At 64.5% G+C, this 25,683-nt stretch carries 24 protein-coding genes and 1 pseudogene; 12 read left to right on the plus strand and 13 right to left on the minus strand.

Features of this window, described 5'->3' with window-relative positions; translation table 11 throughout:
- Window positions 1-49: 49 nt before the first annotated feature.
- Complete coding sequence (locus EVC45_RS17555) at window positions 50-466, minus strand: cupin domain-containing protein (RefSeq protein ID WP_129959213.1); 417 nt, start codon at window positions 464-466, stop codon at window positions 50-52.
- A gap of 176 nt (window positions 467-642) precedes the next feature.
- On the opposite strand from EVC45_RS17555, the gene EVC45_RS17560 reads away from it, so the two are divergent.
- Window positions 643-1,248: a peroxidase-related enzyme gene (locus EVC45_RS17560; RefSeq protein ID WP_129959214.1), complete on the plus strand. Its 606-nt coding sequence runs from the start codon at window positions 643-645 to the stop codon at window positions 1,246-1,248.
- 40 nt (window positions 1,249-1,288) lie between these two features.
- Here EVC45_RS17560 and EVC45_RS17565 read toward each other — a convergent pair whose 3' ends face one another.
- Both EVC45_RS17565 and EVC45_RS17570 read right to left on the minus strand, forming a co-directional pair.
- The gene (locus EVC45_RS17565; protein WP_129959215.1) at window positions 1,289-2,569 is read right to left on the minus strand and encodes an MFS transporter; all 1,281 of its coding nucleotides are present in this window, start codon (window positions 2,567-2,569) and stop codon (window positions 1,289-1,291) included.
- A gap of 82 nt (window positions 2,570-2,651) precedes the next feature.
- Complete coding sequence (locus EVC45_RS17570; protein WP_129959216.1) at window positions 2,652-3,599, minus strand: LysR substrate-binding domain-containing protein; 948 nt, start codon at window positions 3,597-3,599, stop codon at window positions 2,652-2,654.
- Between the two features lie 111 nt (window positions 3,600-3,710).
- On the opposite strand from EVC45_RS17570, the gene EVC45_RS17575 reads away from it, so the two are divergent.
- Together EVC45_RS17575 and EVC45_RS17580 are read left to right on the plus strand one after the other, a co-directional pair.
- Entirely contained in the window at window positions 3,711-3,914 is a 204-nt protein-coding gene (locus EVC45_RS17575) for a hypothetical protein (RefSeq protein ID WP_129959217.1), read from the plus strand.
- On the plus strand, window positions 3,911-4,624 hold the full coding sequence (locus tag EVC45_RS17580; protein WP_129959218.1) for a DUF899 family protein: 714 nt from the start codon (window positions 3,911-3,913) through the stop codon (window positions 4,622-4,624). Before EVC45_RS17575 ends, EVC45_RS17580 begins: the two co-directional genes overlap by 4 nt.
- A gap of 19 nt (window positions 4,625-4,643) precedes the next feature.
- Here the strand turns inward: EVC45_RS17580 and EVC45_RS17585 are convergent, their stop codons facing one another.
- Window positions 4,644-6,617 carry a bifunctional diguanylate cyclase/phosphodiesterase gene (locus EVC45_RS17585; RefSeq protein ID WP_129959219.1) on the minus strand — a complete coding sequence of 658 codons (1,974 nt, stop codon included), beginning with the start codon at window positions 6,615-6,617 and terminating at the stop codon, window positions 4,644-4,646.
- Between the two features lie 241 nt (window positions 6,618-6,858).
- A complete protein-coding gene (locus EVC45_RS46740; RefSeq protein WP_248295165.1) occupies window positions 6,859-7,368 on the minus strand; it encodes a hypothetical protein in 510 nt (169 codons plus the stop codon).
- A 181-nt stretch (window positions 7,369-7,549) separates the two neighbouring features.
- Here EVC45_RS46740 and EVC45_RS17595 point away from each other — a divergent pair, with 181 nt between their 5' ends.
- The gene (locus EVC45_RS17595) at window positions 7,550-7,828 is read left to right on the plus strand and encodes an HU family DNA-binding protein (RefSeq protein ID WP_013092091.1); all 279 of its coding nucleotides are present in this window, start codon (window positions 7,550-7,552) and stop codon (window positions 7,826-7,828) included.
- A gap of 247 nt (window positions 7,829-8,075) precedes the next feature.
- Here EVC45_RS17595 and EVC45_RS17600 read toward each other — a convergent pair whose 3' ends face one another.
- From EVC45_RS17600 to EVC45_RS17610, 3 genes are all read right to left on the minus strand, one after another.
- Complete coding sequence (locus EVC45_RS17600; RefSeq protein WP_129959220.1) at window positions 8,076-9,194, minus strand: 3-deoxy-7-phosphoheptulonate synthase; 1,119 nt, start codon at window positions 9,192-9,194, stop codon at window positions 8,076-8,078.
- Between the two features lie 263 nt (window positions 9,195-9,457).
- Complete coding sequence (locus tag EVC45_RS17605) at window positions 9,458-10,384, minus strand: DUF72 domain-containing protein (RefSeq protein ID WP_129959221.1); 927 nt, start codon at window positions 10,382-10,384, stop codon at window positions 9,458-9,460.
- Window positions 10,385-10,423: 39 nt separating this feature from the next.
- Entirely contained in the window at window positions 10,424-11,212 is a 789-nt protein-coding gene (locus EVC45_RS17610) for a TetR/AcrR family transcriptional regulator (RefSeq protein WP_129959300.1), read from the minus strand.
- A gap of 248 nt (window positions 11,213-11,460) precedes the next feature.
- On the opposite strand from EVC45_RS17610, the gene EVC45_RS17615 reads away from it, so the two are divergent.
- From EVC45_RS17615 to EVC45_RS17630, 4 genes are read left to right on the plus strand one after another with little or no spacing between them, the layout of a single operon-like run.
- Complete coding sequence (locus tag EVC45_RS17615; protein ID WP_129959222.1) at window positions 11,461-12,642, plus strand: isovaleryl-CoA dehydrogenase; 1,182 nt, start codon at window positions 11,461-11,463, stop codon at window positions 12,640-12,642.
- A 34-nt stretch (window positions 12,643-12,676) separates the two neighbouring features.
- The gene (locus EVC45_RS17620; RefSeq protein ID WP_129959223.1) at window positions 12,677-14,284 is read left to right on the plus strand and encodes a carboxyl transferase domain-containing protein; all 1,608 of its coding nucleotides are present in this window, start codon (window positions 12,677-12,679) and stop codon (window positions 14,282-14,284) included.
- A 49-nt stretch (window positions 14,285-14,333) separates the two neighbouring features.
- The gene (locus EVC45_RS17625) at window positions 14,334-15,122 is read left to right on the plus strand and encodes an enoyl-CoA hydratase/isomerase family protein (RefSeq protein WP_129959224.1); all 789 of its coding nucleotides are present in this window, start codon (window positions 14,334-14,336) and stop codon (window positions 15,120-15,122) included.
- Window positions 15,123-15,174: 52 nt separating this feature from the next.
- Complete coding sequence (locus EVC45_RS17630) at window positions 15,175-17,244, plus strand: acetyl/propionyl/methylcrotonyl-CoA carboxylase subunit alpha (protein WP_129959225.1); 2,070 nt, start codon at window positions 15,175-15,177, stop codon at window positions 17,242-17,244.
- 26 nt (window positions 17,245-17,270) lie between these two features.
- Here EVC45_RS17630 and EVC45_RS17635 read toward each other — a convergent pair whose 3' ends face one another.
- The 3 genes from EVC45_RS17635 to EVC45_RS17645 all read right to left on the minus strand — a co-directional run bounded on the left by EVC45_RS17635 (window position 17,271) and on the right by EVC45_RS17645 (window position 20,103).
- Entirely contained in the window at window positions 17,271-18,062 is a 792-nt protein-coding gene (locus EVC45_RS17635) for a phosphate/phosphite/phosphonate ABC transporter substrate-binding protein (RefSeq protein ID WP_129959226.1), read from the minus strand.
- 19 nt (window positions 18,063-18,081) lie between these two features.
- Window positions 18,082-18,360 (minus strand): DUF1488 family protein, encoded by a 279-nt coding sequence (locus EVC45_RS17640; protein WP_018423012.1) that lies wholly within the window; start codon window positions 18,358-18,360, stop codon window positions 18,082-18,084.
- Between the two features lie 453 nt (window positions 18,361-18,813).
- A complete protein-coding gene (locus EVC45_RS17645) occupies window positions 18,814-20,103 on the minus strand; it encodes a sodium:proton antiporter (protein WP_129959227.1) in 1,290 nt (429 codons plus the stop codon).
- Between the two features lie 762 nt (window positions 20,104-20,865).
- Here EVC45_RS17645 and EVC45_RS17650 point away from each other — a divergent pair.
- From EVC45_RS17650 to tssJ, 4 genes and pseudogenes are all read left to right on the plus strand, one after another.
- Entirely contained in the window at window positions 20,866-21,162 is a 297-nt protein-coding gene (locus EVC45_RS17650; RefSeq protein WP_129959228.1) for a hypothetical protein, read from the plus strand.
- Window positions 21,163-21,652: 490 nt separating this feature from the next.
- Window positions 21,653-22,096 carry a hypothetical protein gene (locus tag EVC45_RS17655; protein ID WP_129959229.1) on the plus strand — a complete coding sequence of 148 codons (444 nt, stop codon included), beginning with the start codon at window positions 21,653-21,655 and terminating at the stop codon, window positions 22,094-22,096.
- Between the two features lie 232 nt (window positions 22,097-22,328).
- Window positions 22,329-22,787 (plus strand): annotated as a pseudogene (locus EVC45_RS17660) (type VI secretion system baseplate subunit TssG); the annotation flags it as partial.
- A 26-nt stretch (window positions 22,788-22,813) separates the two neighbouring features.
- Window positions 22,814-23,335, plus strand: coding sequence for a type VI secretion system lipoprotein TssJ (gene tssJ, locus EVC45_RS17665; RefSeq protein ID WP_248295166.1), 522 nt, complete (start codon window positions 22,814-22,816; stop codon window positions 23,333-23,335).
- Window positions 23,336-23,385: 50 nt separating this feature from the next.
- Here tssJ and EVC45_RS17670 read toward each other — a convergent pair whose 3' ends face one another.
- Complete coding sequence (locus tag EVC45_RS17670) at window positions 23,386-24,123, minus strand: lytic transglycosylase domain-containing protein (RefSeq protein WP_248295167.1); 738 nt, start codon at window positions 24,121-24,123, stop codon at window positions 23,386-23,388.
- 5 nt (window positions 24,124-24,128) lie between these two features.
- Window positions 24,129-25,508, minus strand: coding sequence for an MltA domain-containing protein (locus EVC45_RS17675; protein WP_248295168.1), 1,380 nt, complete (start codon window positions 25,506-25,508; stop codon window positions 24,129-24,131).
- Window positions 25,509-25,683 lie beyond the last annotated feature (175 nt).

The following is a 25,683-nucleotide window of genomic DNA, read 5'->3' on the forward strand; positions in this document are numbered from 1 at the left end:
ATCAATTGCGTCGCTTCAGGCGAGGCGCTCCGAAACGACGCGTTTCGCCTCACGCATCCTCGGACGGATCGTAGGGCACCACGCGCTCATGCTCGTCCGCATGATTGCGCGCGACGATCGCGCGCGCCGCGGTGTTTGCATCGAGATTGAACGGCTGATGGGGGACGCCCGGCGGAATGAACAGGAAGTCGCCCGGCTCGGTAATGACCGACTCGCGCAATCCCGGGCCATAGCGGGTCTCGATCTTGCCTTCGAGCATATAGATCGCGGTCTCGTAGTCGGCATGATAGTGCGGCTCCGCATGGCCGCCGGGCGGGACCACGACCATGTACATCGACAGGCCGGTAGTGCCCGCGGTGCCCGCCGAAATGCCGACGAAATAGGGCAGCCGCTGCATCGTCGCCATTTCCCGTTCCGGGCGCACCTTGATCACCGGGGCCCGCGCATCGTGCGTCACGTTTGACATGGTCGCTCCTTTCGTCACCGCCGTGCCGGGCGGCTTCACGCATGCCGAACTGAAAGTCTAGACGATGCGGGCGGCAATATCGGACGTGATCGAGCGGACGTGGTGAAGCGCGGGCGGCCGTGAAAACGCGTTGCTACAATGGCCGGCATCCCCGACAGAGATCACGGAGACAGCGCATGGCCACGCTTCAGCCCATCAGCCGCTACCCGGTCCCCGAGCCGAGCGAGTGGCCCGCAGACATCAGCGCCCGCATTCTCGAAGTGCAGGAGAAATCGGGCTTCGTGCCGAACGTGTTTCTGACGCTCGCGCATCGGCCCGACGAATTCCGCGCGTTCTTCGCTTATCACGACGCGTTGATGCTGAAAGAGGGCGGTCTCACGAAAGGCGAGCGCGAGATGATCGTGGTCGCGACGAGCGCGCTCAACGATTGTCTTTACTGCGTGGTCGCGCACGGCGCGATTCTGCGCATCTACGAAAAAGCGCCGCTGCTCGCCGATCAGGTCGCGGTCAATCATCGCAAGGCCGACATCACCGAACGTCAGAAGGCGATGCTCGATTTCGCGCTGAAGGTGTGCCGCGCGTCGGGCACGGTCGACGAAGCGGACTTCCAGACGCTGCGCGGCCACGGCTTTACCGATGCAGACATCTGGGACATCGCGGCAATTACCGCGTTTTTCGGGTTGTCGAACCGGATGGCGAACGTGATTTCGATGCGTCCGAACGACGAGTTCTATCTGATGGGGCGGGTGCCGAAAGCCGCGGCGGATGCGCCGAAGAAGTAGCCGCAACTCGAATTGCTTCAGCATCCGTGAACCAGCTGGATCACGCCTGCGCGGGGCGCGATGAACGCCGCGCGGGCGTCGTCACTGCTGTGTCGTCGATCGGAAAATGCAGCAGTGCCGCGAGCAATCCCGCCGCGACCGTCGCTGCCCATAGCGGCGAGTACGAGCCCGTCAGATCGAACACGAGGCCACCGAGCCACGCGCCGAGAAACGAGCCGATCTGATGGGTCAGAAAGCACACGCCGAACAGGCTGCCGAGGTGACGCGTGCCGAACACCTTGGCGACGAGCCCGCTCGTCAACGGTACGGTGCCGAGCCACGTGAGGCCCATCACCGCCGCGAAGATCACCACGGACACGGTGCTTTTCGGCAGCGCGAAGAACGCGGCGATCGTCGCGCTGCGGATCAGATAAAGCCAGCCGAGCACATGATGCTGGCGGAACCGGCCGCCGAGCCAACCGCATGCCCAACTGCCCGCCATATTGAACAGGCCGATCAGCGCCAGCGCGGTGGCGCCCAGCCCGATCGGCATATGACACAGCGTCAGATACTCGGGCAGATGCGTCGCGATGAACGCGAGCTGGAAACCGCAAGTGAAGAAGCCGAGCGTCAGCAGACGGTAGCCGCGATGGCGCGTCGCTTGTGACAGAACTTCGCGCAGCGGCGCTGGGGGCGCGTCCTCGAAGCGGGCTTGAGCCGTCGCTTGTATCTGCGCGCGCCGGTCGAGCACGATGCCGAGCGGCGCGACCAGCAGCATCACGAAAGCGAGCACGAATAGCGAGGTCGCGATGCCAGCATGCAGACGGATGCCTTGCACGAGCGGCACAATAAGCACCTGTCCGGCGGAGCCGCCGGCGCTGACGAGCCCCATCGCGACGCTGCGCTGCTCCGGCGACGCAATGCGGCCGACCGCCGGCAACACCACGCCGAACGTCGTGCAACTGACGCCGACGCCAACCAGCAGCCCCATGCCGATCACGAGCAGTGCGCCGCTCGGCGCGACCGCCGACAGCGCGAGCCCGGCCGCGAAGGTCGAAGCGCCGAACGCGACGACCGGCGCCGAGCCATAGCGATCCGCAGCCGCGCCAGCGAACGGCTGTGCGAAGCCCCACACGAGGTTGTGCAGCGCGATCGCGAAGGCGATCAGCGTGACCGGCAGGCCGCGGTCGAACGAGAACGGGCCGATCAACAGGCCGAAGGTCTGGCGAATGCCCATCGCGGCGCTCAGGATCAGTGCACCGGCGACGATGACGAGCGTCGTGGTGGTGGTCGTCGCGGGAGCGAGGACGGAGGTGGGTTGCTTGCTGTGAGTGGTCGACATGGCGGCTTCTCCTTCGCCACCATCGTCGCAGCCGGCCGCCTGGCCGGCAAAGGAAAAGATTTCGACGACAGGTGAGCGTGGCTCACCTGTGTGCTTCTATGCCGCCGTCCGCGGGCGCGTTGGCATGCGCGTCGAAACGCTCCGCCTCATCGACCAGCCAGCGCTTGAAGTCGGCGAGCTCGGGGCGCCGGATCGCGCTGTCCGCATTCTCCGCGCTGACCAGCCAGTAGGCGGTGGTCGACGCGACGGTGTGCGCGCAAGCCTCGACCAGCGCGCCGCTCGCCAGATCGCCGTCGACCAGCGGCTTGCGGCCGAGCGCGACGCCGAGGCCCATGCTGGCCGCTTCGAAGGCGAGCTGGATCGTGTCGACGTGCAAGCCGCCGCCCGGCTCGCTGGCGTCGTCACCGGTTGCATCGAGCCACGCCTGCCAGTCTTCACTGGCGGCGTTCACGTGAATCAGGGTCGCGCGTCGCAGGCTCGGGACGCCGCGCTCGTCGCGCAGCGTTGCCAGGTAGGCGGGGCTGCACACCGGCACGAAGCGCTCGCCGAACAGGCGTGTCCATGCGGTGCCCGCGACCGGCGCGTGGCTCATGCGAATCGCGAAATCGAAGCCGTCGACCGGAAAGCCTACCTGCCGATGCGACGTGTCCACGCTCACGTTGACATTCGGCCAGCGCGAGCGAAAGCCGGCGAGGCGCGGCAGCAGCCAGCGCGACGCGAAGGTCGGCGCGCAGCTGAGCGCGATGGTCCGATCCGCGCGATGATTGGGAAGACGCTGCGTGCCGATCGCGATCAGCGAAAACGCCTCGGACACGTACGACAGATAATCCGCGCCAATCGCCGTCAGCGAGATGCCGCGCGGCTCGCGCACGAACAGTTCGACGCCGAGCGCTTCCTCGAGTCCGACGATGCCGTGACTGATCGCGCTCGGCGTGACGTTCAGCTCGGCGGCGGCGAGCTTGAAACTTTGATGCCTGCCGGCCGCTTCGAAAAAACGAAGCGCGGGCAGAGGTGGCAGACGAAGCGGCATGTGCGTTCCCCAAGGCGGCCGCGTCGTGCGTGGCGCGCGTGCCGCGTGGTGGTGGCGGGTGTGATGGGCGTCCTATCTGGCGCAAGCATACCTTGCGGTGGCGTATGCCGAGTGCGTTGGCAGACCGTCGGCAAGACCACCCGCAAGACCGCCGACGAGATCGCCCTAAAAATCGCCGCCGAAAAAATCATCGCCAAAGCCTGTCGATTTTCCGTGGCCTCAGCCGTCGTCGTTGTAGAGAGGGCGGCAAGCGCAAGCGAGCGCCCGTCTTCCACCCGTTTTTCTGACGATTTCTCACAAGGAGATGACCGATGAACGACGCAAACACCTCGATGCATACGCTGAAACCGGCCCGCGAACTGGCCGACCTGCCGCAACGCTTTCCCGGCGAGAGCCCCGAATATCGACGCGCGCGCAACGCGTTGCTTGCCGAGGAGATCGAGTTGCGCCGCCAGATCGAGCGGGTCGCCGCGCAGCGTCGCGGGCTGCCGGCGGGCGGCATCGTGCCGGAGGATTACCGTTTCGACGGCGAAGCGGGCCCGGTCACGCTATCGCAGATGTTCGGCCCGCACGACACGCTCGTGACCTACAACTGGATGTTCGGCCCGCAACGCGCGGGGCCGTGCCCGATGTGCACGTCGCTACTGAGCGCGTGGGACGGCGAAACGCCCGATATCCTGCAGCGCGTCGCGTTCGCGGTGATCGGCCGCTCGCCGATCGACAAGCTGGTCGCGTTCAAGCAGGAGCGCGGCTGGCGGTATTTGCGGCTCTATTCGTCGGCCGGCAACACGTTCAATCGCGATTACGCGGCCGAAGATCCCGCCGGCGACGACGTTCCCGCGATCAACGTATTCACGCGCAGCGGCGGCGTCGTGCGGCACTTCTGGGCCGAAGAGATGGGGCCGTCGACGTCGGACCCCGGTCAGGATCCGCGCGGCGCGCCCGATCCGATGCCGCTCTGGACGATCCTCGACATGACACCGGGCGGCCGCGGCACCGACTGGTATCCGAAGCTCGCGTACTGAGCGGTGCCGCCCTCGCGCGCTACGAATGCGTCTCCGCCGCGTGGCTCTGCGCGAGCGCCGTCCACAGAAACGTGCCGACCGCGCTCGCCCGCATCGGCAGGCTGAACAGGTAGCCTTGCACCGCGCGCGCGCCGAGCGCCTTCACGACCTGGGCCTGCAACGGCGTTTCGAGTCCTTCCACCACGCATTCGAGCCCAAGGTTGCGGCACAGGTCGATCACCGATTTGATGATCTTCTTCGATGCGCTGTTGGTATCGACGTCGGTCACGAAGCTGCGGTCGATCTTGATCGCGTCGAAGGGCAGCCGATGCACGTAGCTGAGGCTCGAATAGCCGGTGCCGAAATCGTCGAGCGACAGCCGGCAGCCGGCCTGCTTGAGCATCGTCATCGCGCTGCGCGCCTGTTCGAAATCGCGCGTCAACGCGGTTTCGGTGATTTCGAACGTCACACGATGCGGCGACACTCCGCTCGCCGCGACGATGTCGATCAGGCGGCGCGCGCGCGCCGACGTCGAGATATCGATCGCGGACAGGTTGAACGACAGATACAGGTCCGCCGGCCACTGCGCGACTTCGGCGAGCGCCTGGCGCAGCAGCACGTCGGTGATGCCGAGGATCAGCTCGCTGCGCTCTGCAATCCGAATGAATTCCTCCGGCCTGACCATGCCGAGCCGCGCGTTGTGCCATCGCCCGAGCGCTTCGAGTCCGATCGGCCGGCGCGTGAGCAGATCGTAGATCGGCTGGAACTCGAGGAACAGCTCGGCATCCAGGTCCGCATGGCGCAGCTCCTGCGTGACGAGGCTCAGGCGTCGCATCCGCGTTTCGTGTTCGGTCGAGAAAATCACCGGCATGCCGCGGCGGTTTTCCTTGCCGACGTATAGCGCGGCATCGGCGCGTTCGAACACTTGCGCGACTGTCGAGCCCGCTTCGGGAAACGCGGCCCAGCCGATCGTGCCGGATAGCTCCGCGACATTGCCGGCGACCAGATACGGCTGACTGAGCGCGTCGCAGATTCGCTGCCCCAACTCGACCAGCGCTTCGTTCGACAGCTTGTGGCGCACCAGCACGCCGAATTCATCGCCGCCCAGGCGCGCGAACATCAGGCCCGTTTCGCCGATCGACAGCAGCCGCGCGCCGACTTCCTGCAGCGCGAGATCGCCGCTCGCGTGCCCGTAGATGTCGTTGACCTGCTTGAAGCCGTCCAGATCGATGAGCCCGACGTTGAAGCCGCCGCCGGTGGCGAGCGCCTGCTCCGCTATCGCGCTCAGCGCCGCGAAAAAACTGCGCCGGTTAGGCAGGCCGGTCAGGCTGTCGAGGTTGGCGAGCCGATAGTTGTCGTCGCTGAGTCGTTGGGTGTTTTGCTGGCTGGCCCGCAGTTCGCGTTGTGCGTGCACCGCGTCCGCAAACGTGCGGGAGTAGAGCTGGATGACCACGGCAAGCGCGACGCCGACCAGCGTCATGTCGACAACCATCGCGAAGAACACCGGCGAGCCGTTGGCCACGAGGAACCCGGGGAAACTCAGGATGACGATGCAAAGCAGCAGAAGCGCGGGCTTGCGCAGATTGATCAGGCAGAACATGCAGCCGACCAGCGTCGTCGCCAGATAGAACGCGACCTGCGCCTGCTGGTACGCACCGCCGTACGGGAACAGCAGCAGCGACCAGCCGCTGAACGCGACGCCGAACAGGCCGACCATCCACGTCACGCCGCGCAATTCGCGGACCGCCTGGGCGTCCGTCATCGTCTGGTTGCGTCTGCGCCACCAGCGCACGCAGCGCAACACGCACAGTGCGCCGAGCGTGGCGGGAATGTACAGGGACAGCCAGGCCGGCGCGCTGTCCAGATGCGTCACCGCGACCGCCGCCGTGTTGACGAGCAGGATGAAGTAGAGAAGCGGTACATGGCGGCTGAACGCGCGCAACTGCGCGTGCATCAGCTCCCGGTCACCGTCGGCGACCGACAGCACCTTCTTCAATCTTGCAAGCCAAACCATCAGCATCCCTTTAACGTTTGCGCGCTAAACGCAGCTGTTTATATCGGCGCGACGCTGACTAACTTGAGGCGCTTCGAGGAGATAACGGAGCATCGTGGGCGGGTATCTACGAATCCGACCGCGCTGATGCGTCGTCGGGCGGTAAGTACTACCTGGTGGCGCGTGCCGGTGACGCTGGAAGCAGACGTTTGTGCCGAATACCGATTGCGAAACTCCGACGAAAGGCGGGTATTGCGCACGCTCAAAGAATGGGACATGACAGCACCCGCTGCGGCCGCATCGCAGTGCCGGGCTGACCGGCCGGCGCAGGCGTGCCCCGCGGCGCGGACGCGACGAGCCGGACCGCGTCGGCCCCCGCATTCGCGAGCACGTATTTTTCCGGCCTGTCATCCGGCTGCCAGTACGCGCGCAACACGTCGCCGTCGGCAAACAAAAGCAGCTTACCATGCACCGTTTTTCCGCCGCCGACGAAGTCGACCGGTTCGCCGTCGCATAGAGAAAAGCTCTGAGCGGCGCTGGAATTCGACGCGCCGACGACAGCGCGGCGAGCATCACCCATGTTGCAAAGTGGCGAATTCTCACTTTTTTCTGTCTTGCCGATAGTTAACTTGCGACGCGTTTCGCAAATAGCGCGCCCGCGCTTCGAGAAAAGGGCTATCGTCACCGGGAAGGCTGGGCGGGCTCGCGGATCGTTAGCTAAAGCACTGAAATTGCAACGGATTGTGATGCGCGGCGAACACTCATAGGGCATCGGGCGCACATAAGCCCGCGATTCTTATGGCAGTTTGAGGTGGAAAAACGTCAAATCGGCGCCCCTGCCTTGAAACAAGCCTTACACCAAGGGTTTGCGCGAAGGTGCGCCTATGCGTTAGTGTGTCGGTCCCGGCGCCTTATAGGGGCGCCGGTTCCATGATTACCATACGGGAAGTGCTATGAACAAACAGGAACTGATTGATGCAGTCGCCGCAGCGACGGGCGAAAGCAAAGCGGCAACCGGCCAGACCATCGACGCGATCGTCGAGGCAGTGACCAAGGCCGTGGTGAGCGGCGATACGGTGCAACTGGTCGGTTTCGGTTCTTTCTCGACCGGCGCGCGCGCAGCACGCGTGGGCCGCAATCCGTCGACGGGCGAAGAAATCCAGATCGCCGCGGCCAAGACGGTGAAGTTCACCGCAGGCAAAGCGTTCAAGGAAGCCGTCAACGCGTCGTAAGCAACGCGCTTCACGCCGGAGCATTCGCGGTGCGCTCTGCAGCCCTGCTGTGAGGCGCGCGCGTGAGTGATGCGTCGGGCGTGAGGATCACGCGCTGTCCAATCCGGCCAGGCGGCTCGCCCGGCGGCTGGCGCGGCGCGTGTGCCTGGCTCTTTGGGCCGGGCGTTCGTGGGCTCGATCGGCATCGATCGAGTCTGGAACGGACCCGCCGCGCAAGTCGCGGTCTCGCGGTCCGTGCGTGGCGCCCTCAGCCCGCGCGACGCTTGCGGGTTGCCTCGGCGAGCGTGGCGAGCACCGGTTCGGTCTGCGCCCAGCTCACGCAGGCATCCGTGATCGACACGCCGTAGCGCAACGGCACACCGGCCTTCAGATCCTGACGGCCTTCTTCCAGATGACTTTCGAGCATCACACCAATGATTCGGCCTTCGCGCGCCGCCAGTTGCCGCGCGATATCGTCCGCGACTTCGATCTGCCGCAGGTGCGACTTGTTCGAGTTCGCATGCGAGCAGTCGATCATCACCTGCTCGCGCAGACCCGCTGAAGCCAGCGCTTCACAGGTCGCCTGCACCGACGCGCTGTCGTAGTTCGGCCCTTTCTTGCCGCCGCGCAGGATCACGTGCGCGTCGTCGTTGCCGCGCGTTTCGAAGATCGCGGCCATGCCCATTTTCGTCATGCCCATGAACGCGTGGCTCGCACGCGCCGCGACGATCGCGTCGGCGGCGATCTGCACGCCACCGTCGGTGCCGTTCTTGAAACCGATCGGGCAGCTCAATCCCGAAGCGAGCTGACGATGACTCTGGCTCTCGGTGGTGCGCGCGCCGATCGCACCCCACGCGATCAGATCGGCGATGTATTGCGGGCTCAGCAGGTCGAGAAACTCGGTCGCGGTGGCGAGGCCAAGACCGTTGATGTCGAGCAGCAATCGCCGGGCGAGACGCAGGCCCTCGTTGATGCGGAAGCTGCCGTCCAGACGCGGATCGTTGATATAGCCTTTCCAGCCGACCGTCGTGCGCGGCTTCTCGAAGTACACGCGCATCACGATCAGCAGATCGTCCCGGTAGTGATCGGCGGCGGCCTTCAGCTTGCGCGCGTATTCGATCGCCTGGTCGTGATCGTGAATCGAGCAGGGACCGACGATCAGCACGAGCCGGTCGTCGCGGCCGTGCAGAATGTCGGCGATTTCGACGCGGGTCTTCTCGACCAGCGTCTGCACCGCGGGCGGCACCGGCAGTTCGTCCTGCAGCAGCGCGGGGGAGATCAGCGGACGGACCGCGCCGATGCGCACGTCGTCGATGCGCGTGGTGTCCTGGGTGGCGTCGGCCGAGCCGACTTCCTGGTCGTGCAGGGGATTGTCGAGGGCGCTCAAGATGTTCTCCGCAATCGGTTGATGAGGCGGCGTTGCCGCCTGATTATGCGAGCGCCGCCGCGCTGAGGGCGCGCGGGCGCTGCGTGGGTTTGACGTGGACCGTGCGGGGTGGGTTGCTGCGTGCCTCGGGCGAGGTTCGACGCAAGGTCTTGCGTCGGGCTTGACGCGAAGCCGACGCGACCGCGCACGGATGCGCTGGCGCGATTATGACACTCGCGCCGGCCTCATGGCAGGCGCACAGGCGGCCGGGCGGTGCGGGGGATTCAGAGCTTGCCGATCAACGCCATCGCGGCGGCCGGATTGCGCTCCTTGAAGCCGCTGATCACATACAGATAGACGTCGCGTTTTGCTGCCTTCGCGGGCGGCTCCGCGCAGGTCTCGAGGTCTTCCGGCGTCGCGCCGGCGGCGAGCTGGCGCGCGCGTTGCGCCCATGCGTCGAGCGCTTTCGTCGAATAGCCTTTGGCTTGCTTCTCGCTCGTGCCCATGATGCGCGCGTAGACGAACGGCGCGGTGAGGTCGGCGATCTGCGGATACTCGCTGTCGGCCGCGAGCACGACCGCGACCTTGTACTTGCGCGCCAGCGCGATGAATTCCGGCGTCCTGAACGAGTCGTGACGAACCTCGACCGCATGCCGCAACTCCTGTCCTTCGATGCTCGCGGGCAGCAGCTTCAGAAAGGCCTCGAAATCGGCCGCGTCGAATTTCCTGGTCGGCGCGAACTGCCAGTTGATGGGCCCGAGCTTCTGCCTGAGCAGCAGCACGCCGCTTGCGAAGAAGCGCTCGATCGTGTCGCCGGCATCCGCGAGCACCTTGCGGTTGGTCGCGTAACGCGGCGCTTTCAGCGAGAACACGAAATCGTCGGGCGTTTCCTGATACCACTTCTCGTAGCTGGCCGGCTTCTGCAAGCCATAGAACGTGCCGTTGATTTCGATCGACGTCAGATGCCGGCTCGCGTATTCGAGTTCGCGGCTTTGCGTGAGGTCGTCCGGATAGAACGGGCCGCGCCACGGCGCGTAGGTCCAGCCGCCGATGCCGATGCGGATACGCGCGGCTGACGTGGACTTTCTGGACGGCTTTTCGGTTGAATTTTTCGTTGCCGCTTTCTTTGCGGCATTCGGCTTGTCGCCGAGTTCTTCGCCAGACTTCTCGCTTCGCTTGCTGCTTTCCTTCGCGCTTTTCGTTGCGGGCACCTGGGCTCTCCTTCGGGCTGCGACGGGAAAGCTCGTAGATTAGCCGCTTTTGTCGCGGCGCGCGGCGCTTGCCGGACCGGCCGTCTTAGCCGCGGTCTTGGCTTCGCCGGCCGCGGTGCTGGCTTCGTCGAAACGACGGCTCGCCTCGGCCACTTCCACGCGAAAGCGCTGCAACGCGCCGAGCGCGAGGTCGGGCGGCGTCAGCGCGGCCCACAGCACGTCGATCAGTTGATCGGCGGTGGCCTCGATATCGATCTGCCGGTTCGCCAGCGTCGCGTCCCACAGCACGTGCTCCATCGGGCCGAACACCATCGAGCGCAACAGGCGCAGCGGCATGTCGGCGCGAACCTCGCCGCTTTGCTGGCCTTGCGCGAGCACGCGCATCAACGGCGCGGTGTAGCGGCGCTGCAATTCGGTCAGCGCTTCGGCCAACTCGTGATGCCGCGCACGGCCTTCGGATAGCACGAGCGCGCACAGGTCGGTGCCGTTCACCAGCATCAGCCGCAGATGCATGCGCACGATGAACGCGAACTGCTGGCGCAGGTTGCCGTCGCGCGGCAGGCCCGCCTCGATCGCGTCGATGATCTCGTCGTACCAATCGCCGATGACCCGGGCGCACAACTCGCGCTTGCCGCGAAAGTAGCTGAACACCGTCGCCTCGGAGATGCCGAGGCGCTGCGCGATTTCCGCGGTGGTCGCGCGTTCGTAGCCCTTTTCGGAGAACACGTCGCGCCCCGCCTGAAGAATCTCCTTCACGCGCTGCTGTGACTTGCGCCCGGCCGGCTGGCGACGCGAGACAGGTAGTCCGGCCTTCTCGGCAACCGTCATATGAGTCAAATTCAGATTTTCGATGCAAGTTGGGGGCCAAACTGGCGTTTGAACGCCGTGAATATGCCCGATGAGCGCGATCGTAGCACCGAATCAGCCGGCTGACGCGGATTTGTAAAATTTCTGAGTAAGACTCAAAAATACCTATTGACGCTTACGTCAATCTGGCGTGAAATGCGCCATGACACGTTTTCGCGTGCCGCTTCGCGTTGCATCGGCGGCCGCCCACGAACTCAGGAGACACCGCAATGCTCAATCTGCCCGGTTTGCAGTTCCCGCTCGGCGAAGAGGTCGAAATGCTGCGCGACAGCATCGCGTCGTTCGCCGCCAAAGAAATCGCGCCGCGCGCGGGGGAAATCGATCGCACCGATCAGTTTCCGATGGACCTGTGGCGCAAGTTCGGCGACCTCGGCGTGCTCGGCATGACGGTCTCCGAGGAGTACGGCGGCGCGAACATGGGCTATACCGCGCACATGGTCGCGATGGAGGAAATCTCGCGGGCGTCGGCATCGGTCGGCCTGTCGTACGGCGCGCATTCGAACCTGTGCGTGAACCAGATTCATCGCAACGGCACCGACGCGCAGAAGCGAAAGTATCTGCCGAAGCTCGTATCTGGCGAACACGTCGGCGCGCTTGCGATGAGCGAGCCGAACGCGGGTTCGGACGTGGTCAGCATGAAGCTGCGCGCCGAGAAGAAGGGCGATCGTTACGTGCTGAACGGCACCAAGATGTGGATCACCAACGGCCCGGATTGCGACACGCTGGTGGTCTATGCGAAGACCGATCCCGAAGCGAATTCGCGCGGCATCACCGCGTTCATCGTCGAGAAGGGCATGAAAGGATTCTCGGTCGCGCAGAAGCTCGACAAGCTTGGCATGCGCGGCTCGCACACCGGCGAACTGGTGTTCCAGGACGTCGAGGTGCCGGAGGAAAACATCCTTGGGACATTGAATGGCGGCGTCAAGGTGCTGATGAGCGGTCTCGACTACGAACGCGCGGTGCTCGCGGGCGGTCCGACCGGCATCATGGTCGCGGTCATGGACGCGGTCGTGCCGTATATCCACGACCGCAAGCAGTTCGGCCAGTCGATCGGCGAATTCCAGCTGATCCAGGGCAAGGTCGCCGATCTGTACACGACCCTGCAGGCGTGCCGCGCGTATCTGTACGCGGTGGGCCGCCAGCTCGACACGCTCGGCAACGACCATGTGCGGCAAGTCCGCAAGGACTGCGCGGGCGTAATTCTGTACACGGCCGAAAAGGCGACGTGGATGGCCGGCGAGGCGATCCAGATTCTCGGCGGCAACGGCTATATCAACGAGTATCCGGTCGGGCGTCTGTGGCGCGATGCGAAGCTCTATGAAATCGGCGCGGGCACGAGCGAGATTCGTCGCATGCTGATCGGCCGCGAGTTGTTTGCCGAAACGCTGTGATGCAAAACGAACGGCCCTCCGGAGAAGCCACGTCATGCCGATCATCGAATCAAAACTGAACCCACGCTCGGACGACTTCCGCGCGAACGCGGCGGCGCTCGAAGCACTCGTCGCCGATCTGCGCGCGAAGATCGAGCAGCTCGCGCAGGGCGGCGGCCAGGCCGCGCGCGACAAGCACACGAGCCGCGGCAAACTGCTGCCGCGCGAGCGGATCGCATATCTGCTCGATCCGGGCACGCCGTTCCTCGAACTGTCGCAACTCGCCGCGTACGGCATGTATAACGACGACGCGCCGGGCGCCGGGGTGATCACCGGCATCGGCCGGATCGCGGGACAGGAGTGCGTGATCGTTTGCAACGACGCGACCGTGAAGGGCGGCACCTACTATCCGGTCACCGTGAAGAAGCACGTGCGCGCGCAGGAAATCGCCAGCGAAAACCGTTTGCCCTGCGTGTACCTCGTCGACTCGGGCGGCGCGAATCTGCCGAATCAGGACGACGTGTTCCCCGATCGCGATCACTTCGGCCGCATCTTCTACAACCAGGCGAATCTGTCGGCGGCGGGCATTCCGCAGATCGCGGTCGTGATGGGCTCGTGCACCGCGGGCGGCGCGTATGTGCCGGCGATGAGCGACGAGTCGATCATCGTGAAGAACCAGGGGACGATTTTTCTCGGCGGTCCGCCGCTCGTCAAAGCCGCGACCGGCGAAGTGGTCAGTGCCGAAGATCTCGGCGGCGGCGATGTCCATACGCGTCTGTCGGGCGTCGTCGATCATCTCGCGCAGAACGATGCGCATGCGCTCGGGATCGCGCGCAGCATCGTCGGCAATCTGAACCGCGTGAAGCCGGCGCCGCTCGTGTTGCAGGAGCCGAAGCCGCCGCGCTACGACACGCACAGCATCTACGGCGTGATTCCGGTCGACACTCGCAAGCCGTTCGACATCCGTGAGGTGATCGCGCGCATCGTCGACGATTCCGCGTTCGACGAATTCAAGGCGCGCTACGGCACCACGCTCGTGACCGGCTTCGCGCATATCTGGGGGCACCCGGTCGGCATCATCGCGAACAACGGCATTCTGTTTTCGGAGTCGGCGCTGAAGGGCACGCACTTCATCGAGCTGTGCTGCCAGCGTAAGATTCCGCTGGTGTTCCTGCAGAACATCACCGGCTTCATGGTCGGCCGCAAGTACGAAAACGAAGGCATCGCGAGGAACGGCGCGAAGATGGTCACGGCCGTTGCAACGGCGAAGGTGCCGAAGTTCACGGTGATCATCGGCGGTTCGTTCGGCGCGGGCAACTACGGCATGTGCGGCCGCGCGTATTCGCCGCGCTTCCTGTGGATGTGGCCGAACGCGCGCATCTCGGTGATGGGCGGCGAACAGGCGGCGTCGGTGCTCGCCACCGTCAAGCGCGACGGCATCGAAGCGAAGGGCGGCAGCTGGAGCGCGGAGGAAGAGGAAGCGTTCAAGCAGCCGATCCGCGAGCAATACGAGCATCAGGGCCACCCGTACTACGCGAGCGCGCGGCTGTGGGACGACGGCGTGATCGACCCGGCGCAGACCCGCGACGTGCTCGGGCTCGGCCTGTCGGCCGCGATGAACGCGCCGATCGAAGATACGCGCTTCGGCGTGTTCAGAATGTGATGTCCCGCGTCGCCGCGATGCGAACAAGCCAGGCAAAGGAGTGCTACGCATGCAATACGAAACGCTGAAGGTCGAGGTTGCCGGCCAGGTCGCGACGGTCACGCTCAATCGGCCGGACGTGCGCAACGCGTTCAACGAAACGATGATCGCCGAGCTGACTGCCGCATTCACCGCGCTCGACACGCGCGACGACGTGCGCGCGGTGGTGCTGGCCGCGAACGGCAAGGCGTTCTGCGCAGGCGCCGACCTGAACTGGATGAAAAAAATGTCCGGCTACTCGGACGACGAGAACCGCGCGGACGCGATGCGGCTCGCGGGCATGCTGTCCGCCGTGTATCGCTGCAACAAGCCGGTGATCGCGCGCGTGAATGGCGACACGTACGCGGGCGGCATGGGCCTGATTGCCGCGTGCGACCTCGTCGTCGCGGTCGACAGCGCGCACTTCTGCCTGTCCGAAGCACGGCTCGGGCTGATACCCGCGACGATCGCGCCGTACGTGATTCGCGCGCTCGGCGAGCAGGCGTCGCGGCGCTACTTCGTCACCGCCGAGGCGTTCGACTGCGCGACCGCGCTGCGCCTCGGTCTGGTCAGCGAAGCGGTGACCAGCGCCGAGCAGCTCGATGCGACGGTCGCGCAGCTCGCGCAGACGCTGTGCGCGAACGGACCGCAAGCGGTGCGCGCCTGCAAGCGGCTCGTGCAGGACATCGCGGGCCGCGAGCTGAGCGACGCGCTGATCGAGGACACGGCCGCGCGTATCGCCAGAACACGGGCCGGCGCCGAGGGCCGCGAAGGCGTCGCGTCGTTCCTCGAAAAACGCACGCCGGGCTGGCGCAACTGACAGGCCCCGCTAACGACAACCGCCCCGTACCGCCTATTTCATCGAGACACTCATGTTCAACAAGATCCTGATCGCCAACCGGGGTGAGATTGCGTGCCGCGTCGCGGCGACCTGCAAGCGGCTCGGCATCGCGAGCGTGGCCGTCTACTCGGACGCCGACGCCAACGCGAAACACGTCGCCGCCTGCGACGAAGCGGTTCATATCGGCGGCTCGACGGCGACGCAAAGCTATCTGCGCATCGAGCGCATCATCGAAGCGGCGCGCGCGACCGGCGCGCAGGCCGTGCATCCGGGCTACGGCTTTCTATCGGAAAACGAAGACTTCGCACACGCGTGCGAGGCTGCCGGCATCGTCTTTATCGGACCGCCGGTCGAAGCGATCGCCGCGATGGGCTCGAAGGCCGCCGCGAAGGCGCTGATGCACGCGGCCGAGGTGCCGCTCGTGCCCGGCTATCACGGCGACGACCAGGAGCCGCAACTGTTGCAGCGCGAGGCGGACGCGATCGGCTATCCGGTGCTGCTGAAAGCGAGCGCGGGCGGCGGCGGCAAGGGCATGCGGGTGGTCGAGCGCAGCGCGGAGTTCGCGGCCGCGCTGCTGTCGTGCAAGCGCGAGGCGGCCAGCAGCTTTGGCAACGATCGTGTGCTGATCGAGAAGTATCTGACGCGGCCGCGTCACGTCGAAGTTCAGGTGTTCGCCGATCAGCACGGCGGCGGGGTTTATCTGTTCGACCGCGATTGCTCGGTGCAGCGGCGTCATCAGAAAGTGCTCGAGGAAGCGCCCGCGCCGGGGCTCGCCGCCGAGGTCAAGCGCGCGATGGGCGAAGCGGCCGTGGCCGCCGCGCGCGCCGTCAATTACGTCGGCGCGGGTACGGTCGAGTTCATCATGACGCCGACCGGCGAGTTCTACTTCATGGAGATGAACACGCGGCTGCAGGTCGAGCATCCGGTCACCGAGATGGTGACGGGGCAGGACCTGGTCGAATGGCAACTGCGTGTTGCCGCAGGCGAGGCACTGCCGCTCACGCAGCAGCAGTTGAAGCTCGACGGCCACGCGATCGAGGCGCGCATCTACGCCGAACATCCGGCGCGCGGCTTCCTGCCGTCCACCGGGACGCTCAAGCATCTGCGCATGCCCGAAGGCGTCGAGTTCGCGATCGATGCGGCCGGGCTCGGCGAGCCGGGACGCAAGGCACCGGTGCGGATCGACAGCGGCGTGCGCGAGGGCGATACGATCACGCCGTTCTACGATCCGATGATCGCGAAGCTGATCGTGCATGGCGCGACGCGGGAAGAGGCGTTGGCGCGCCTTGCGCGTGCGCTGCATGCATGCGAGGTGGTCGGGCCGCATACGAACGTCGAATTTCTGCGGCGCATCGTCGCGAGCGAACCGTTCTCGAGCGGCGATCTCGACACCGGCTTGATCGAGCGTCATCACGACGCGCTGTTCGCGCCGGGACAAAAGCCGTTCAAGGAAGCACTCGCGCTTGCGTGCGCCGCATTGCTGACGCGCGAGGGCGGCACCGCGCACGGCGCGTCGCCGTGGGACGCGCTGTCGCACTGGCGGCTCAATAGCGGTTACACGCAAACGCTCGGCTGGCGCATGATCGACGACGGCGCCAACGACGACGTCGACGACGCGTTCACGGTCGTTTTCGCGCGCAGCGGTGATGCGCAGGCGCTCGTGCAAACGCTCGAACACGACGGCGTGCGCGACGACTTCAGCTGGTCGGTCGGCACGGGCGCTCACGAATTCCGCGCGACGATCGGCGATGCGCGCGTGACGGGGCACGTGTTTGTCGACGGTGACAGGTTCCACGTGTTCTGCCACGGCGAGACGCTCGCGTTCGAATGGCAGAACCTGCTCGCGCATGCCGCGGATGCCGAGCATGGCGAAGGCCGTCTAACCGCGCCGATGCCGGGCAAGGTGATCGCGGTGCTGGTCGAGCCGGGCGCGGTGGTCGAGAAAGGCACGCCGCTGATCGTGATGGAAGCGATGAAGATGGAGCATACGATCGGCGCACCGACGGCCGGTACGGTCGCCGAGGTGCTGTATGGGGTCGGTGATCAGGTCACCGACGGCGCGCAGTTGCTGGTGCTGGACGTGCAGCAGGCGGGTGAGTGAGCGTGCGGCTTGAGTGAGTGGATGAACTAGGCGAGCCGCGCGTAGCCCGCCGCGCGTGCCTCGCTTTCGAGCTCGCTGATGCGCGCGTAGTCGGTCAGCGGCAGCGTCGAAAAGCCCGTTAAACGCAGGCGTTTTGCACGCTCGGGACGGATGCTCAGCGTCTCGTTCAGCGCGTCGCGCAGCGCGCCGATCGTGGCCGGCGGCACATTGGCCGCGGCGATCAGCGGCAAGCCCGGCGACGCGGCGGTCATGCCGATCGCGCGCACGCGCTGCGCCAGTTCCGGCAGCACGTCGCAAACGAAGGCAAAGGTCACGCAGTCGATCGCGGCGACGTCCGCGCGGTTGTCGGCGACCGCGCGCAGCGAGCCGAGATGCGAGCCGGTGCGCAGCACCGCGCCGAAGAACATGCCGGCGCGTGCGAGCGGCGCGACCGCGTGACGAAACGCGTTCATGCCGCTGTTCGAATCGTCCTGATTGTAGGCGGCGCGCGCGCCCCGGCACGAGGCGAGTGAGTCGAAGCGCGAGTCGGCGCGCGTGACCAGTACGCTCGAGTAATGCGCGCCGTCGCAGCCGGGCGCATCGAAGCAGGGTGTCGCCACCAGTTGCACTTCGGCGTGCAGCCCCTGCATCAGCGGATAACCGCAGGTCTGCGAGATCAGCAGGTTCGGGCGCCGCCAGAAGCCGTGCAGTTCCTCGTCAGGTTCGACGATGCGGCAGGCGGGCTTGACCCGGCGCAGCACGTCGTCGAGCCACTCGCGCCACTCGAGGTCGAGCGCGGGTGTCACGTTGTACATCGGCAGGGCGGCGATCCAGCTCATGAAGGTGTATCTCGCACACCTAATGTCTGACCAATTTGAACTCGTCGAGACCGAGCCGCACCGGCTCGCTCGGCGTGAACTGCCATCGCTGCGCGGCTACAGAGAGGATCTCGTCCTGCGCATCCTCGAACGCGACCAGCAGGTCCTGCTTGCGACGGCTCACCGCGCCGCAGAACTCCACCAGCGCGTCGGCGCTGACTTCAAAAATCTGCGCACGATCGTCGCAGCACACGCGGAACGCGACCGTTGCGCATTCCGTCACACAGGGCCGGAACCCTTCATCGACATAGACCGACATGGCGAACTCCTTCGGACGCCTGAATCGACAGCATGACAAACCGCGCCTGCTCGGTATGTGGGAGAACCGGCATTGACGGCAAAATGCCCGGTGCCGCGGCAGGCGCGACGGTCCGGAAACTGGCGGAAAGTAAGCCAGAAACTGGCGGCGGACCATCGAGCCCGAGCCAGGGCCGCGGCGTGAACCGTGACCGGAGGGAAGACGGTGGCGGTTCGACTCGCCGCCGGCCTTGCCTCGTGATGGGCCGCCGCGGGTCGGAATCGCGGCGGGCACTGCTCAGAAGACGCTTAAATCAGATGCTCCAATCCAGCATTGAAATCGACGCGCGAATCGCTGACGCTCCCCGCAGGTATCCACTTTACGATCAGCGCGCATTTCGTGCAGACGATGAGCGCAGCGGGGCTGGCGGAGTTGATTCTTAAAGGCCACGCGCGGTGCCAACGCGGCGGACGATTATTCCCTCGCCGCGGCGTGCATGCGTCGCGGCGACGCGTTCGTCGCGTGAGTGTCGGCGAAACTGAGCCGGCGGATCAGCGGGCCTAATGTGGTTGCCTGAATCAGCAGGCTGAACACGACGACCAGATAAGTGACGCCGATGAACATGTCGCGTCCATGAAACTCCGGCAGCGACAGCGCGAGCGCGATCGAGATGCCGCCGCGCAGGCCGCCCCATGTCAGCACGACAGCCGAATGCGGGTTGAGCCGCCGGAAGTTCTGCAGCGCGAGCAGCGGAATCGCGACGCTGACGCCGCGCGCGAACAGCACGACCGGAATCGCCGCGAGCCCGAGCCAAACGATCTCGAGGCGTAGCGACAGCGCAATGATCTCGAGCCCGATCAGCCCGAACAGCACGAGATTGAGCAACTCGTCGAGCAGGTCCCAGAAGTTGAACAGATGCTCCCGTGTCTTCTCCGACATCGAAGTCGACGCGCCGTGATTGCCGATCACGAGCCCCATGATCACGACCGCGAGGGGGGCCGACACATGCAGCGCTTCGGCGAGACTATAGCCGCCGGTCGCGAGCGCCAGGGTGATCAGGATCTCGACGGGATAGCTGTCGATGCCTCGCAGCAGCAACGACGCGCCAAAGCCGAGCGCCGCGCCGAGCACGAGCGCGCCAGCGACTTCGCGCAGCAGATCGACCGCGATCGCGCCCGCGGAAAACTCGTTCGCGCCGGTCGCGAGCCCGACCAGCGTGACGAACGCGACGACGGCCGTGCCGTCGTTGAACAGCGATTCGCCGGTAATCTTGGTTTCGAGGCTTTCGGGCGCCGCTGCGCGCTTGAGCACGCTCAGCACCGCGATCGGATCGGTCGGCGAGATCAGCGCACCGAACGCGAGGCACCACGGCAGGCTCACCGGCTGGCCGAGCCATTGCGCCGCGTAGTAAAAGCCGAAGCCGACCACCGCGATCGAAATCAAGACGCCGATCGTCGCGAGCATCAGCACCGCGCGCCGCTGCGTGCGCATCTTCGACAGATCGACGTGCAGCGCGCCGGCGAACAGCAGCAGGCTCAGCAGGCCGTGAAATACGATGTCGGCAAAATCGATCTGCACGACGATCTTGCGCGCGGCGATCGCCATAGCCGGATAGTAGAAGCCGAGCGCCGAAATGCCGACGCAGACGACGAGCCCGACCGCGGTGATGCCGAGCGTGTCCGGCAACCTGATGAACCGATAATTGAGGATGCCGAATAGCGCGACGATGGCGAACAGCGCACCGGCAATCTGGAACACGCTCATCGTGCATGCTCCCGCGCTTCGGGGCAGCGCGAACGTGTAATCACGGTGGCACCGGGGTGGCTTGCGCGACAACGCATAAAACCGGCAGGCAGAGGAAGCCGCCGCGATTGCGACATTGAACCAGCGAGATATTTCACCAGCAATTCCTTATTCAGGCTCGTTCGATCCGATAAACGATCAGCGGTCTGCAATGACACGATCCTTGCCGCTGGCGATACCGCGATGTACCGGTACGGACGCTTCATTCAAACGCGACGGACGATGTGATCAGACGCAGCATACTTTTTTCGGACTACGAGCGGATGATGGCGAACCGAGAGGGCTAGGCTCGCCAGATTGGCGCCACGATGGGCAATCATAGTGTTCGGACTACTGAAGCGTCGAGGGAGTTCCGGTCATTAATTTGGGATGTGGCTTTTTATTTCGAGACCTGTGCTGCGGCCTGATTCGGCATTGAATTATATCTGATTGACGGTCATGAAATCGCAATGTGTATTTGCCGGGTCGATGACTTAACATTGCATGGATTATTGCGCTTAATTGTTGAAAAATGCGTTAAGCAAATATTAATCTTGCGAGAAAGCCATTTCGCGCTTCTTTGCGGATGATTGACGCTGGAATTCGCATGTCGAGAGCAGGGAAAGCCCTAATCGAAATTCGCCCAGGATATGACAATTTTTGACAAATATTGGTCGAGAATGATGCAGCATCAATACATGGCGAAATGCCGTTGTGTAGCAATGGCTGAAGACGGAGGAGAGCATGGAGCAAACCTATCGTTATAGAGGTTTCGAGATCGTGGTCAACGCATTGCGCGCCGCCGATACGTCCACGCTCGTCGGCGACGCCACGGCGCGGCGCGCGTACGTGGCGAGCGTCACGTTAAAGACGCGGCTGATCGGCGGGGAGTGGTCGACTGCTTTCCGCGTGTGTTCGCTGCCCAGTCGTGCGTCGACGGATCTGCGGGAAGTGCTCGCGGGTGGATTCTCGGCCGCCACTCGGGTCGTCGACGACGTGATGAGCGTGATGGGCGACGGGGTCGCGCGCAAGGCAGCGTGAGATCAACAACATGGGCCTCGATAGCAAGGGGCAGGCATAAGCCGGCGCAGGGGGGCGCAAACTGTTCGGCGTTTCAGGGCACTCACGATCATCGACCGTCGACTACCCGTCGTCGGTCGCGGCAAGCGAAGTAATAACCACGCGCATTCCTGTTGTGCGTGTGGGTCCCAGGCAGGGCGTGCTCGTCTCCTCAGCGTCCTGTTGTTTTAATCCCGCTCCCCCCTGTGCGGGATTTTTTTTGTCAGTAGGCGTTGAGAACGTTCGATAACGCATTGCCGCATCCGCATGGCAGGAAGAAACAACGGCTTTAACTTTCGTTGACATTGCGTATCTTGCTTAATCGTTATAGTCGAACGAGCATCTCAAAAAGAGTGGCTGAAGCCGTGCTATCTAATCTTTAATTGCAGGCGGCATAAAGAAATTGGAATATTTCGCTCGCTTTTTATGTCGGTTTTGTGAAGTCTGGGTGAAAAGGCTGGTGGAGCAAATAATGACTATTCGAAAGCCTTTACTGTTTACCGCTATTGTCGCCGTGGCGGCCGCGGCAATCTCGGCCTACGTCAATCTGTCGAGCCAAGGCGCTGTCGACACAGTCGCTCAACCTCACTGGATAGTCCGACTGCACATCGTGTCGGCGTTCGTCGGCGCGCTTCTGTTGGCGAAATATATCGTCACCGGTCCTGCTGCGTTGCAGGGGCCGACCGAAAAATCGAGCTATGGCGTCGGCATGGTTCCACGCGTCGGCGCGGTGAGATCCTTCAGTCGCGGCAAGAACGGCTTCTTTTCCGCCACACGAAATCTGCAACTAATCGGTATTGCGCTGTGCCTGATGGTGCAGTTCATCTCCGTTGCTGAGACGACGCGGACCGATCGTCCCGATCCTCACGAACGGCCGGCGCGGATGAATGCCGCGGACGGGACACTGGCCACTTAATCGCTCGACAAACCGGGCAGCAAAGAAAAGAGCCTCGAACGCGGGGCGCGATCGAGGCTGCCAAAGACAGGCTGAATACCTGTCGGTAAGATCGATCGGACCCGTGATCGACCTTCCCCCACTATAGCGAGTTACCCGTCGAGTAATTGTGAACAAATGTCGCAATCGGATTGACCGGCGAATTCACCAATAAATCAGAATCGCAGCGCCGGAATCGACTAGCCGGGATTGTCGATGTAGTGAGCCTCGGCCGCTCACTTCGTCGCACACCCGTTCTGGTGCGACGAACGACGGCACGCGTCGCGGACTCGGCGGCGGCTATGTGCTGGGCCAGCGGCTTGCGTATCGCAGCCGTGCGGTGCGCGTGACGTTGCGGCCGGTCGATGCCGCTCAGGCGCACGATCTTTTGCCGGGCGCCTCGCTGCATCGCGAGTTGATGGCGTTCGTGCAGTTGTATGTGGGGCTGAAGGCCGACGTGCATCTGCGTATGGCAATGTCGTCGCGCCTCGCGCCATCGCCCGCAATCAGCTCGCCTCGCGCTGTCGATGGCGGATCGGCGGGACCGGCGCCGCGGCTCGGCTGGACGACCGTGCTGCCTGCCGTGAACGAACGCCTGATCAACGTCGCGCTCGGAGTGTATCTGGCGTTTCCGAAGCCCGCGGCGAATCCGTGCCTGACTCGATCCGCGTGATGAACGACGCGCCCAAAGGACTATTCATGAAGCTTCGCTTTATCGTTTCCGCTCTTGCGTCCGCTGTGCTGCTGTCGGCATGCGGCGCCTGGCAATCCGTGTCGGACACGTCGTCGCGCGCATACCACGCGGTGTTCTTCAGGCAGATCAAGGTGCTCGACGTCGACCTGTCCGCGCGCGAGGCGCTGAATCCCGACGACGCCGGCCGCGCGACATCGGTTGCGGTGCGCGTGTATCAGTTGAAGGACCGCAAGATGTTCGACGGCGCATCGTACGAAGATCTGCTGAAAAACGACCGCACGCTGCTCGCGCAGGACCTGCAGGCGAGCATGGCAGCGGTGCTGAATCCTGGGGCATCGGCGAGCCTGTCGCAACCGATGCAAGCCGATACGAAGTATGTTGCGGTCGTTGCGTTCTATCGCAATCCCGGTCACGGGGACGGCTGGAAGTATGTGATCGAGAAGAAGAAGCTCGATGCGGACAAGCCGTTGAAGATCTCGTTGATGGATCAGTTTCTGGTGACGCAGGGGAGTGTGGCCCACGATTGATCGGGCCGCCGTCTCGATCGGCGCTCAACGGGTTTTGATCGGACCGTCCATTACTCCTTTTGCGTGCGCAGCAAGAGCGCAAAGCGTTGCATATGCATAACCACGCGGTGGGCATAGCCCTTTCCTCCACCGCTATACCGCCAAAGTGCGGTGTTGACGTCGCCCCCGGAGGCGTCGAGGCAAGCGCGCAATATCGACGAGCCGATGCGGACATTGACGACGGGATCGTCGAGTTCCTTCACGCTGGCGAATGCCTGCGGATGGGCGGCGGGCAGTATCTGCATCAGTCCGCGGGCACCGACCGGGCTCACCGCATGCGAGTCGAAGCCGGATTCGACAGCCATCACCGACAGCAGCAGAACAGGGGGCATCGAATAGCGATTCGCTTCGGTCAGGACGGCTTGTGCAATCTTCAACGAATCCGCAGCCGACAGGCGGGATTGCGCGCGCAGTGCGGCGGCGACGTCGTCGGGCGTCGACAACGGAGGAGCCTCCGTCACCTCAGCGGCACCTGATGTTTGCGCATTGGCGTAGTGCAAGAGGCTGCAGAGTGCGAGGGCCACTATCATCAAGGCAAGCCGCAGTAGCGTGTATCCGCGGCGCGCATTGGCAACCGCATGTTTTGGTCCGTGCATAGGATCAGGGGGGAGCCCAGATGCATGCACTGTAAAGACGATGCCGTTGAAGTCTTCAAAAAAGATCAGTAGTACGCGTAAAAACGGTGTAAATACCTTCAAGTCTGGCGCCACCGACCCTCCGTCGCCAGCTTCGCGCGGGTCGTCGCCCATGACCTCTACGGCGCATCGTCGACACACAACACAGGATCGCTGACCAGACAATCCGCATCGGACGCGGCAGGTCCGCCGCCACGCGTCTTCAGCGACGTCTGCTGCGCGGATATCGGCAAACCTTTGGGTAGCAGCACCCACATGCGCAGCCGTTCTTTGGTGTGACTCGCCTGCGACTGCGCGGTTTGACCGAAGCCATAGAAGTAGTCGGCTCGAACGGCGCCCTGAATTGCACCACCCGAATCCTGTGCGAGCATCAGTCGATTGATCGCGCCCGGCGCCTGAGGATCGTCGCGCGTCGACACGAACACCGGCGCGCCGAGCGGCGTGGTGCGCGGATCGACCGCTACCGAGCGGCCCGCCGACAACGGCACGCCCAACGCACCGAGCGGCCCGTTCGGCGAATCGGGAATGACGCGAAAGAACACATAGCTCGGATCGGAAATCGCGAACACGGGATGAGGCCGCGCCGCGTTCGACGCAGGTTCGTTGCTTCCGGCTCCCGTCGCATTGCCTGCGCCGTGTCCGCCAGCGGTGCCCGTTACCGCCGGCTTGATCGTGCCCGCAGTCGTTGGCGTGGTCGTCGCCAGGGTGAAGCCACGCAGCAGGGGCGAGGTGGGTGCATCGTCGTCACCATCCGCGGATGCCGCGTTGCCTGCGTTGCTCGCGGCGGCTGTGCCGTCGTCGCTGACGTCGACCTCCATCTCCATGCCGCGCACGACGAGCTTACGCGCACCGGCTGCGGCATTGCCGTTGTGCGCGAGCGGCGGCAAGAAGGGCCGGCCGTTCTGCTCAGCGTAGGCAAAGCGGCGAATCGACCCATCGCTCATGCGCACCTTGCCCGCGCCTTGCAACTGCATCGAGTACAGCATCACAGGGTCGTCGACATACGCGAGGATCGGCGCCTTCAGCGCGCCGCGCTCGATCTCGGCGCGGGTGTAGTACGGCACGATGCGCCCGCCATCGATCCGCAGGCGGATTTTCTTGTCGCGGATATCCGGCACGCTGTCGCGCAGATCCAGCGCGTAGACGCCCTTGAGGTCGCCACTCGTCACGTCGCCGAGCGGGATCACGTTACGTCCGTCGATGCGCGCCGTGCTCACGCCGCCGCGCGCGCGGTCCGGCATGCGTCGCGCGTCGAGGTACAGCATGTCGGCCGGCGTGCCATAGACCGGGTAAAGGTAGGCGCCGCCGTACTGCTGACTGCCGTTGAGCAGCGGCTCGTAGTAGCCGGTCATCGTGCCGTCGACCGAGCGGTCGGGATTGCGGATCTGATACGCGTTGAAATACGTTTCGAAGAAACGCCGGATCGCCGCGACGTTGCCGACGTCCACGGCTCGCGCGGCATTGCACGGCTCCGACCAGCCGCTGCGCGCGCCGAGCACGGTGCAACTGCGGCGAAAAGCGTCCCATGATGCGGTGACGTCGTCCGTGTTCCAGCCGGGCAGGTCGGCGAAAGCGGTCGGCTCGTAGTAAGCGTGCCGCGTAGCGAAGCCCTACTGGACGCGGGCTTGGGGCTCGGGCTATTGGAGCCGCTGGGCGTGCTCGATACCGGCGCTT

The sequence above is a fragment of the Paraburkholderia sp. UYCP14C genome, from assembly GCF_004197395.1.
Lineage (GTDB): Bacteria > Pseudomonadota > Gammaproteobacteria > Burkholderiales > Burkholderiaceae > Paraburkholderia.

Bases quoted from the DNA above. Each gene is read 5' to 3' on its own strand.
- tssJ (WP_248295166.1), top strand. From the start codon at position 22,814: ATGAAGCTTCGCTTTATCGTTTCCGCTCTTGCGTCCGCTGTGCTGCTG.
- EVC45_RS17570 (WP_129959216.1), bottom strand. From the start codon at position 3,599: ATGCCGCTTCGTCTGCCACCTCTGCCCGCGCTTCGTTTTTTCGAAGCG.
- EVC45_RS17595 (WP_013092091.1), top strand. From the start codon at position 7,550: ATGAACAAACAGGAACTGATTGATGCAGTCGCCGCAGCGACGGGCGAA.
- EVC45_RS17645 (WP_129959227.1), bottom strand. From the start codon at position 20,103: ATGAGCGTGTTCCAGATTGCCGGTGCGCTGTTCGCCATCGTCGCGCTA.
- EVC45_RS17580 (WP_129959218.1), top strand. From the start codon at position 3,911: ATGAACGACGCAAACACCTCGATGCATACGCTGAAACCGGCCCGCGAA.
- EVC45_RS17655 (WP_129959229.1), top strand. From the start codon at position 21,653: ATGACTATTCGAAAGCCTTTACTGTTTACCGCTATTGTCGCCGTGGCG.
- EVC45_RS17555 (WP_129959213.1), bottom strand. From the start codon at position 466: ATGTCAAACGTGACGCACGATGCGCGGGCCCCGGTGATCAAGGTGCGC.
- EVC45_RS46740 (WP_248295165.1), bottom strand. From the start codon at position 7,368: ATGCCCTATGAGTGTTCGCCGCGCATCACAATCCGTTGCAATTTCAGT.
- EVC45_RS17635 (WP_129959226.1), bottom strand. From the start codon at position 18,062: ATGAGCTGGATCGCCGCCCTGCCGATGTACAACGTGACACCCGCGCTC.
- EVC45_RS17625 (WP_129959224.1), top strand. From the start codon at position 14,334: ATGCAATACGAAACGCTGAAGGTCGAGGTTGCCGGCCAGGTCGCGACG.
- EVC45_RS17560 (WP_129959214.1), top strand. From the start codon at position 643: ATGGCCACGCTTCAGCCCATCAGCCGCTACCCGGTCCCCGAGCCGAGC.
- EVC45_RS17610 (WP_129959300.1), bottom strand. From the start codon at position 11,212: ATGACGGTTGCCGAGAAGGCCGGACTACCTGTCTCGCGTCGCCAGCCG.
- EVC45_RS17640 (WP_018423012.1), bottom strand. From the start codon at position 18,360: ATGTCGGTCTATGTCGATGAAGGGTTCCGGCCCTGTGTGACGGAATGC.
- EVC45_RS17615 (WP_129959222.1), top strand. From the start codon at position 11,461: ATGCTCAATCTGCCCGGTTTGCAGTTCCCGCTCGGCGAAGAGGTCGAA.
- EVC45_RS17630 (WP_129959225.1), top strand. From the start codon at position 15,175: ATGTTCAACAAGATCCTGATCGCCAACCGGGGTGAGATTGCGTGCCGC.
- EVC45_RS17620 (WP_129959223.1), top strand. From the start codon at position 12,677: ATGCCGATCATCGAATCAAAACTGAACCCACGCTCGGACGACTTCCGC.
- EVC45_RS17585 (WP_129959219.1), bottom strand. From the start codon at position 6,617: ATGGTTTGGCTTGCAAGATTGAAGAAGGTGCTGTCGGTCGCCGACGGT.
- EVC45_RS17670 (WP_248295167.1), bottom strand. From the start codon at position 24,123: ATGGGCGACGACCCGCGCGAAGCTGGCGACGGAGGGTCGGTGGCGCCA.
- EVC45_RS17650 (WP_129959228.1), top strand. From the start codon at position 20,866: ATGGAGCAAACCTATCGTTATAGAGGTTTCGAGATCGTGGTCAACGCA.
- EVC45_RS17565 (WP_129959215.1), bottom strand. From the start codon at position 2,569: ATGTCGACCACTCACAGCAAGCAACCCACCTCCGTCCTCGCTCCCGCG.